This is a genomic window from Fretibacterium fastidiosum, assembly GCF_000210715.1.
Classification (GTDB): domain Bacteria; phylum Synergistota; class Synergistia; order Synergistales; family Aminobacteriaceae; genus Fretibacterium; species Fretibacterium fastidiosum.
In genome coordinates this window covers 2,474,916-2,483,509 of the sequence record NC_021038.1, presented here as the reverse complement: position 1 = coordinate 2,483,509, position 8,594 = coordinate 2,474,916, and the positions used below count along the sequence as shown (strand labels likewise).

The window sequence follows — 8,594 nt, the reverse complement described above, 5'->3', positions numbered from 1 at the left end:
CAGCCCCGTGTCGCAGGACCTGTGCTGTTGGCGGGCCCTGGTCCGACCGGGCCGGCGGTTGAGGGCCGGGTCGGCGGTGGAGGTGGGGGGCCGCGCCCTCAGGATCGAAGCCTGCGAGGACGATGGGGTGCGGGTGGTACGCGTGGGGGAGGGGCGCCGGGACGTCTTGATCTTTCTCGACGCCTTCGGCCACGTGCCGCTCCCTCCCTACATTCACAGCGAGGGCGACTGGCGGGAGGCCTATCAGACGGTCTTCGCCCAGCGGGACGGCTCCGTGGCCGCCCCGACGGCCAGCCTGCACTTCACCCCCGGCCTCCTGGACGCCATCGACGCGATGGGCGTCCGTCGGGCCTGGGTGACGCTCCACGTGGGGCTGGGGACCTTCCGTCCGGTCAAGGCGGAGGACATTCGGGAACACGTCATCCACGAGGAGCCCTGCGAGGTTCCAGAGGCGACGGTGCGGGCCGTGCGCGAGTGCCGGCGGCGGGGAGGGCGCGTCATCGCCTCCGGGACCACCGTCGTGCGCACGCTGGAGTCCATGGCCGCCGGGGGCGGTGAGGTCCGTTCGGGGCTCATGGACACGGGGCTGTACATCTATCCGGGCTTCGAGTTTCAGGTGGTGGACGCCATGATCACGAACTTCCACCTTCCCAGGAGCTCCCTGCTGATGCTGGTCGCGGCCTTCGTCGCGAACCTGGGCGGCTTCGAGGGGCGGGAGGAGCGGGCGGTGGCCCGGCTGCTCTCCGTCTACGGAGCGGCGGCGGAGGCGGGATACCGCTTCTTTTCCTTCGGAGACGCCATGTTCATACAGCGCTGAGGCGCGGACGGACGGAGCGGGGATATTGGGGCGCAGCCCCAGGTTAAAATTCCAGGGAAGCGCTGAAGGACACCCGAATGCCCTTGAGCGATCGTTTTCAACGATTTTTTGAGCTCAATCAGAGCTTCCTCGAGTACAAGGTGTGAATGGACGATGAAGCGAGCGGTCAGGAAATTTCTCCCGGCGTTGGCGGTTCTCCTGCTGTGCGCCGGCGGTGCGGCCTTTTATTTCAAGGTCCCCGGTCCTCTCTGGGAAAGGCTTTTGCCCGTTCCGGAGGGGGAGCCCGTCACCGTCCTGGTGGCGCCGGGGACGAACGCGCGGCAGATCGCCCAGGCCTTCGAGGATCAGGGGGCCCTGGAGGGCAGCGCCGGGGAGCTGGCCCGATGGATGGTCCATTTCGGCCTGGACCGGCGGATGCAGCCCGGATACTACAAGGTGGTGCGCTCCGCCCCCTGGTATGTGGCGCGGCAGCTTCGGGAGGCGCGACCCTGCCTGCTGCGGATGACCCTCATCCCCGGCGCGGACGCTTACTCCCTGCGGGAGGCCCTCTCCCTCGACGTCGCGTCGGAGGGCGACGCGCTGCACCAGGCGGTCATGGACGACGCCAACTACCCTGAGGCGATGCGGGTGAAGCTGCCGGAGGACGAGCCCTCTCGGCTGGCCTTCCTCCAGCCGGAGAGCTACCTCGTGCTGGAGCGCACCCCGGCCGAACTCGTGCGGGCGGCCAGCGCCCAGTGGTGGAGGCGGCTTGGCGCTGCCGCAGCGAGGATGACGAAGCAGGAGCTGCACCGGGCGGCCGTCATCGCCTCCATGGTGGAGCGGGAGGTCCTTCACGACTCCGAGGCGCCCAGGGTGGCCGGCGTGATCCAGCGCAGGCTGAAGGACGGAATGCCGCTCCAGATCGACGCTACGGTCGTCTACGCTTGGAAGCTCCAGGGCCGTCGGCTCACCAGGGTGCTGCGGAGCGACCTGGGGGTCGATTCCCCCTACAACACCTATCGCGTTTCCGGGCTGCCGCCGGGGCCCATCTGCGTCCCCGGCACCGCCGCCTGGGACGCGGCCCTCAGTCCGGAGGACGGCGGGGACTACTACTACGTCGCGGGGAAGGACGGCTACCATTACTTTGCAAAGACCTATGCGGAGCACCTGCGCAACGTGGACAGGGCGCGCTCCGGGCTGTAGAAGGGAGGAAGCCAGGTGGCCTTGAATTACGATGCGGAACGGGAGGGCGGCCGCAGGGCGGCCTCGGCCAGAGGGAACTGGGGCGAGTTGATCGTCCTGTTCCTGATCGCCGTTGACGTCTACGTCATGGCCGCCCTCTTCAACAGCTCGTGGGTCGGGCAGTCGGGGGGGCGGCTCGGCGAGTACCTGCGCACGGTCTGGGGTGGCGCGGTGCTGATTCCTCTTTTGTTCCTGCTCTACCTGTGTTTTGCGCGGCTTGTCCGCTTCCGCATCCCCCGGCCCCTGGGGCAGGTCCTGGGGACGGCGCAGCTCTACGTCTCGCTGGCCTTCATGCTGGGCATCGCCCGACACGTGGGCTGGAACCCGGCGTGGAGCTTCTTCGAGCCGGGCGAGGTGGGGCGGGTGCTGGCACGCCTCTTCGTCCTGAACCTGGGGATGCTGGGCGCCCTTTTGGCGGCGGCGGCCTCATTCCTGCTGGCAGCCTTCTTCTTCGGCTCCCGGCTCCTGGCGCTGTTCGTGGCTTCCCTGCCCGTGGGAGCCCCGGAGGAGCCCCGTTCTGGCGAGGCGGACGCCGCCTCCGGCCGGGAGCAGCCTCCCTCGCCCTCCTTCCCGGCCCGGCAGGCCGCCGCCCGGTCCGAGGTTTACGCCGAGCAGGTAGGGAAGGTCCACCCCCTCCACGACGCCCTGCTCTCCGCGGAAGCGCAGGCGCCGGAGGACGGGGCGCGCCTGGTGCGTCACACCTCCCCCGGCGGCGTCCCCTTCGACCCCCTGACGCCGGTCACCCCGAACGGCCTTGCGGGCCAGGGCTTCGCGCCGGAACCTCTCCGGATGCCCCAGGGGCAGGGTGAGGACGCTCCGGCCCCTCCGGACGATTCCTCCTTCGTGCCCGCCGGGCCGAAGGAGGTCGAATCCCCGATTTCGACGCCCTCCCTGCAGCGGGGCGCGGACGTCCCCGGCGCGGAGCCGCCGGCGGTTGACGAAGCGTCGGAGGTTCCGGCGGAGCCGTCGGCCTTCGACCGGCCCCCTTCCGCAGCGCCGGATGGGGCTGAGCCCTCCCATGAGGCGCCCCACGGCGGCGTCTCGGAGGCGGCTCAGCCCAAAAGGACGACGGTGGAGATCCTGGACGACCTCCTTTCCTCTTTGGAGGCCGGGGCCTTCTCCGCGCGTCCGGACCTGCTGAAGCCCCTGGACGACGAGGTTCCGCCCCCTGCGGCCGAACCGCAGGAGGTGCCCCTTCAGCAAGGCGGCCCGGCGGGGACGCCGGAGGAGCCGGCCGCGTCCGCTGCACCGCAGACAGCGCCTCCAGCTCCGCCTCAGCCCCCACAGGACCCTGCGCCTCGGGCGGCGAGCGCCTCGGAGGGTACCGGGGGGGCTTCGGGGGCGCGGGACCGCGATACGGCGCAGGAGCACGACGGACGGGACACGGCCCTTCAGGCGGAGGTCCCGGAGGTGGTGTTGCCTGAGGAAGTCGAAGAGAGGCGCTCTCTGGAGGGGGTCTTTCCGCCGCAGCTGGACCTCTTCGGCCCCCCGGTGGAGGACGTGGCGGACCAGAAGGCCACGGCGGCGGCGGCGGCCCAGGGGGAGGTCATCGTCGAGACGCTGAAGAACTTCGGCATCACCGCCTCCATCGCCCACATCGTGATCGGTCCGTCGGTGGTCCAGTTTCAGATCGAATTGGCTCCCGGCACCAAGGTCAACAAGGTGGCGGGGCTGGCCAACGACCTGACGATGGCCCTGGCCGTCGTCTCCGTCCGGGTGGAGGCTCCCATCCTGGGGCAGCACTACGTGGGCATCGAGATCCCCAATTCAAAACGCCGGGGCATCCCCCTGCGGATGGCGATGGAGTCCCCGGAGTTCGCGGAGTGCCAGGCCGTGCTGCCGCTGCAGATGGGGATGCAGGTGGACTCCAGCTTCCTGGTCTGCGGGTTGGAGGACATGCCCCACCTGCTCGTGGCGGGGACCACGGGGTCGGGCAAGAGCGTGTTCGTCAACGCCTGCATCCTGGGGATGTGTTCGCGCCGCACGCCGGACGAGCTGAAGCTGATCCTGGTGGACCCGAAGCACGTGGAGTTCGCCATCTACGAGGGGCTGCCCCACCTCCTGGCCCGGCCCATCTCCGACTCACGCAAGGCCATCGACGCCCTGACCTGGGCCGTTCAGGAGATGGAGACCCGGACGGAGAACTTCGCGCGGGCACGGGTGCGCAGCCTGGCCCCCTACAACGAGAAGGTGCTGCCGAAAGACCGGTACCCGAACATCGTGGTGGTGGTGGACGAGTTGGCGGACCTCATGTACACCGCGGGCAAGGAGGTGGAGGGCCTCATCGCCCGCCTGGCCCAGAAGTCGCGGGCGGCGGGCATCCACCTGATCCTCGCCACCCAGCGCCCCTCGGTGGACGTGATCACGGGGCTGATCAAGGCGAACGTGCCTGCGCGAGTGGCCTTTGCCGTGCCGTCCCAGACGGACTCCCGCACCATCATCGACGCGGGGGGTGCGGACAAGCTGCTGGGCAAGGGGGACATGCTGTTCCGCAGCACGCGCTTCCCCCGTCCCCTCCGCCTTCAGTCGCCCTTCATCACGGAGGAGCGCACGCTGGACTTCGTGGAGTACATGAAGGGCGTGTTCGGCCTGCCGGACTACATCGAGTTCGCGGACAGCAACGGTGGCGGGGGCGGCGACGGCCGCGGCGGCAACGGCGCCGTGGACGACCCCAAGATGGAGGAGGCCATCCGCACGGTGATGGAGACGGGCATCACCTCCGCCAGCGGACTGCAGAGGCTCTTGAGCATCGGATACCCCAAGGCGGGCCGCCTCATCACCGCGATGGAGCAGCTGGGCATCGTGGGGCCGCAGACGCCCAACAGCACGAAGCCCCGGCAGATCCTGCTGGACGAGGAGAGCGCCTTCGAGGCGCTGGAGCGCGCCAGGACCGGGGGAATCTTCGACGAGGACTGATCGCGCCCACCGCTGCGGCCGAGGCCTTGTGATATAATGGAACGACCGGGGTTTTATGACCCCGCGACGGTTTGTGTTTCAACGGTTTTAATTTTTGGGGGGAGGTTTTTTCTATGGCTAAGGCGAAAGTGGATTCCGGTACGTGCGTTGGGTGCGAGTCCTGCGTTGGGGCGTGCCCCGTCTCCGCCATCTCGATGACGGACGGACACGCGCAGGTGGACGAGGGCAAGTGCGTCGAGTGCGGCAGCTGCGTCTCGACCTGCCCGGTCAGCGCCATCTCTCAGTAGCCTGTTTGAGGCAGCTTCGTTCGACGGGGGCGACCCCGTCGTTTTTTTATGCCCCGGCGCTTAAGTTTTTCTCCTCAGCGCCGATAAAAGGTAGTGTAACGGCTTGACTTGCGGGGAGGTCGGGGCCGGTGCAGCCCGCCCTCGGAGTGGACCTCCTCCGACCGTTTTTTTGAGGGATGTGGTACACTTAATACAGAGCTTTTTTCATGGTTTGTGGTCGCTCTGCGCGCTCTTTCGGTGTGGACCAGGATGGTCTTTGGAGGCTTTTTAGAACTTTGGGAGACGGGACAGGATGGCCCGTCTGCAGGAGGTTATGACACTTATGAGGATCTACCACAACGTACCGGCGCTTTTCGCTTACAACGCACTGAACAACACTAACAGGTCGCTTCAGAAGTCCATTCAGACCCTCTCCACGGGCCTGCGCATCAACAGCGCGGCGGACGACGCCGCGGGGCTGGCCATCAGCGAGAAGATGCGGGCCCAGATCAGCGGCATGAACATGGCGATCCGCAACGCGGAGGACGGCGTCTCCATGCTGCAGACGGCGGAGGGCGCCCTGGCCTCGACGCACAGCATCCTTCAGCGCATGAGGGAGCTTGCGGTGCAGGCGGCCAACGACACCCTGACCCAGCAGGACCGGGAGTACATTCAGCTCGAGGTCGATCAGCTGAAGGACGAGATCAACCGCATCTCCACCGCCACTCAATTCAACAACAAGAAGCTCCTGGACGGCACGTCGGCGGGCATCTGGTCCTCCACGGACCTGGCCACGAAGGCGTACATCCGCGGCTCCCTGCGGGAGATCGACCAGTTCGGCCAGAAGAGCGCCTTCGAGGGCAACTACAAGATCAGCATCACCGCCACGCCGGGGCAGGCCGAGGCCAAGAAGACGGACATCTTCAGAATCAAGCACCCGAACGTCACGATGGGCGTCAGCCTGAACGACAAGGCAGGAGCCTCCGCTCTACGGGTAGACAATCTGCCCGCAGGGACGTACACGATGAGGACACTGAATACTGCGGCAAATAGTGATATTGCCAAGACGGGAAGCTATGGTATACCAGCTGATCTTTACACCCATAAGTTGGAATCAAGAGTGGTTCAGGCAGGAGCTGCAGGAACTGCAGGGAATATCGAGGACTATAACGGAAAAACGCTGACAGTCGAATTGGATGGCGTTTCAAAGACGATAACATTTGCCACCACTGCCACTACGACTGTTGCGGATTTTTTGGCGCAGATTAACGCTGGCCTTCCGGAGGGGGTCAAAGCGACGGAAGCGGGCGGGAAGATCACCTTGACGTACACGGGGCCTAAGTCAACTACGGGCATCCTCAAGGTTTCGGGAACCTCGATTACCCCCGTTGGCGGAGGAGGGGAGCCCAAGGCAGCCCTTTTTGCTACGGCGGCCTCCGCTGCTCCCACCGGTCCTGTCCCGCCTCTGAATGCGGAGATGGGCGCCACGCCAGCCAACCTCACGGGCAACGCCAGCGTGCTGCTGGAGGTGGTATCGGTCAACGAGAAGGCTAAGAGCGTGACCTTCAAGGGGACGGCCAATATCCTCATGGAGGACGGTACCGTTAAGAACGTCGTGAAGGATAATATCGTCATGTCTGAGGGAACGCCGATTGACCTCAAAGATTTGGGCCTGGGTACGGATTCGCTGAAGATGACCCTTAATGCGGCGGCAGGGTTCAAGGTGGGCGGTAAGATCGTCTACAACGTGACGAAGAAGGCCGCTGCAAACGCTCAGACGGTGGAGATCGAAGGGCAGCAGACGGAAACGTGGCCCTACAAATGGGGTGGTTCGGTTTCCGATGCTACCTTGAAGTTTGGCCTGGACGCGGAGAAGGTGAAGGAGAAGGAGCTGCACTTCCGGAACTTCTACCTCAACGACAAGAACGGCACGGTCTACGAGGGCGACATCGTCCTGACCACCAACAAGACCGCGATGACGGCGGACAAGACGCTGGCCACGTTCGAGGCGGCCTACGTCGGGCAGGTGGCCAAGAGCGACGTGAAGCTGCGGGACCTGGAGAAGTTCTGGACCACCCAGGGCGTCTTCATGCTGACGGACCCCCAGACGATCACCATCTCCCAGGGGGACGGCAAGAGCACCAAGATCACGCTCCATGCCACGGACACGCTGGGCGAGCTGCGCAGCAAGCTGAACGACGCCATCGCCAACGGCCTGGGACAGGCCCGCTTCGCCGTCAGCAACGCCAACGACTTCGTGACGTTCGTGGGCAAGGGCACGGAGAAGGACTACGGCCTTGAGACGGTGCCGGGGACCTTCATCATCCGCTCCCTGGTGGCCGGGGCGGCGGGCCGCCTCTCCTTCAGTGGCAACGAGGACCTGGTCAACGCCCTTTCCCTGAACGTGGTGCAGGAGGCGAAGGAGAACTCCTTCACGGCCTCCGTGTACGACGCCCACACGGGCGCGACGATCGCGAGCAACGTGAAGGTGTCCGGCAACCAGCTCATCGGCGTGATCCATAAGAACGTGGACGTGGAGTTCGATCCCATGGCCAACATCAAGGTGACCTGGAACGAGAACCTGCGGAACTTCGTCCTGTCCGCGGACGGGACGCCCTACGAGACGGTGCTGCATATCGTGGACAACAGCACGATCTTCCAGGTGGGGGCAAACGAGGGCGAGGACCTGGCGATCGACATCGGGAACATGGGGGCGAACGCCCTGGGCGTTACCCGCGTCATCGTGACGGACCGCGGGTCCGCCACGCGGGCCATCACCATCCTGGACACGGCCATCGGAAAGGTTTCCACGCAGCGCGCCAAGATTGGCGCCTACCAGAACTCGCTGGAACACACGGTGTCGAACCTGACCACCACCAGCACGAACCTGACGGCGGCGGAGAGCCGCATCCGGGATGCGGACATGGCCAAGGCCATGATGGAGTTTGTGAAGCTTCAGGTCCTGAACCAGTCCGGGACCTCGATGCTGGCTCAGGCGAACCAGCTTCCCCAGAACGTCTTGAGCCTCTTGAGGTCTTGAGGTAACCTGCAAAAAAACCGCTCGACAAAAGGCCCCCCGGCTACCGACCGGGGGGCCTTTTCGTGCCAACGCTGCTCTTGAATTGATGGAACGGGGGTGCCGGAGGGCCTCTTCCGTTTAGCTCCCCTTCAGGGCCTCGACCTCGTCGAGGGAAAGACGGGTGAAGCGCGCGACGGAAGCCGGAGACATCCCCTCCCGCAGCATGGCGCGCGCCGTCTCCTGTCTGCCAAGCAGTTTGCCTTTAGCCTCGCCCTTAGCTTCACCCTTGGCCTCACCTTCGGCTATACCTTTAGCCCAGCCTTTAGCCTCACCTTTAGCTACGCCCTCAGCTCTG

The 8,594-nt window shown here is 65.7% G+C and carries 5 protein-coding genes and 1 pseudogene; 5 read left to right on the top strand and 1 reads right to left on the bottom strand.

Annotated features, from left to right (window positions below):
• From SY1_RS11205 to SY1_RS11185, 5 genes are all read left to right on the top strand, one after another.
• Positions 1–817, top strand: an 817-nt coding sequence (locus SY1_RS11205; RefSeq protein WP_208873824.1) for an S-adenosylmethionine:tRNA ribosyltransferase-isomerase, incomplete at its 5' end; no start/stop codon positions are given.
• Positions 818–970: 153 nt separating this feature from the next.
• The gene (gene mltG, locus SY1_RS11200) at positions 971–1,999 is read left to right on the top strand and encodes an endolytic transglycosylase MltG (protein WP_015557084.1); all 1,029 of its coding nucleotides are present in this window, start codon (positions 971–973) and stop codon (positions 1,997–1,999) included.
• 15 nt (positions 2,000–2,014) lie between these two features.
• Positions 2,015–4,954 carry a DNA translocase FtsK gene (locus SY1_RS11195; RefSeq protein WP_243440679.1) on the top strand — a complete coding sequence of 980 codons (2,940 nt, stop codon included), beginning with the start codon at positions 2,015–2,017 and terminating at the stop codon, positions 4,952–4,954.
• Between the two features lie 113 nt (positions 4,955–5,067).
• Complete coding sequence (locus SY1_RS11190; protein WP_015557083.1) at positions 5,068–5,241, top strand: DUF362 domain-containing protein; 174 nt, start codon at positions 5,068–5,070, stop codon at positions 5,239–5,241.
• Positions 5,242–5,563: 322 nt separating this feature from the next.
• Positions 5,564–8,260: a flagellin N-terminal helical domain-containing protein gene (locus SY1_RS11185; RefSeq protein WP_015557082.1), complete on the top strand. Its 2,697-nt coding sequence runs from the start codon at positions 5,564–5,566 to the stop codon at positions 8,258–8,260.
• 117 nt (positions 8,261–8,377) lie between these two features.
• Here SY1_RS11185 and SY1_RS11180 read toward each other — a convergent pair.
• Positions 8,378–8,594 (bottom strand): annotated as a pseudogene (locus SY1_RS11180) (hypothetical protein); the annotation flags it as partial.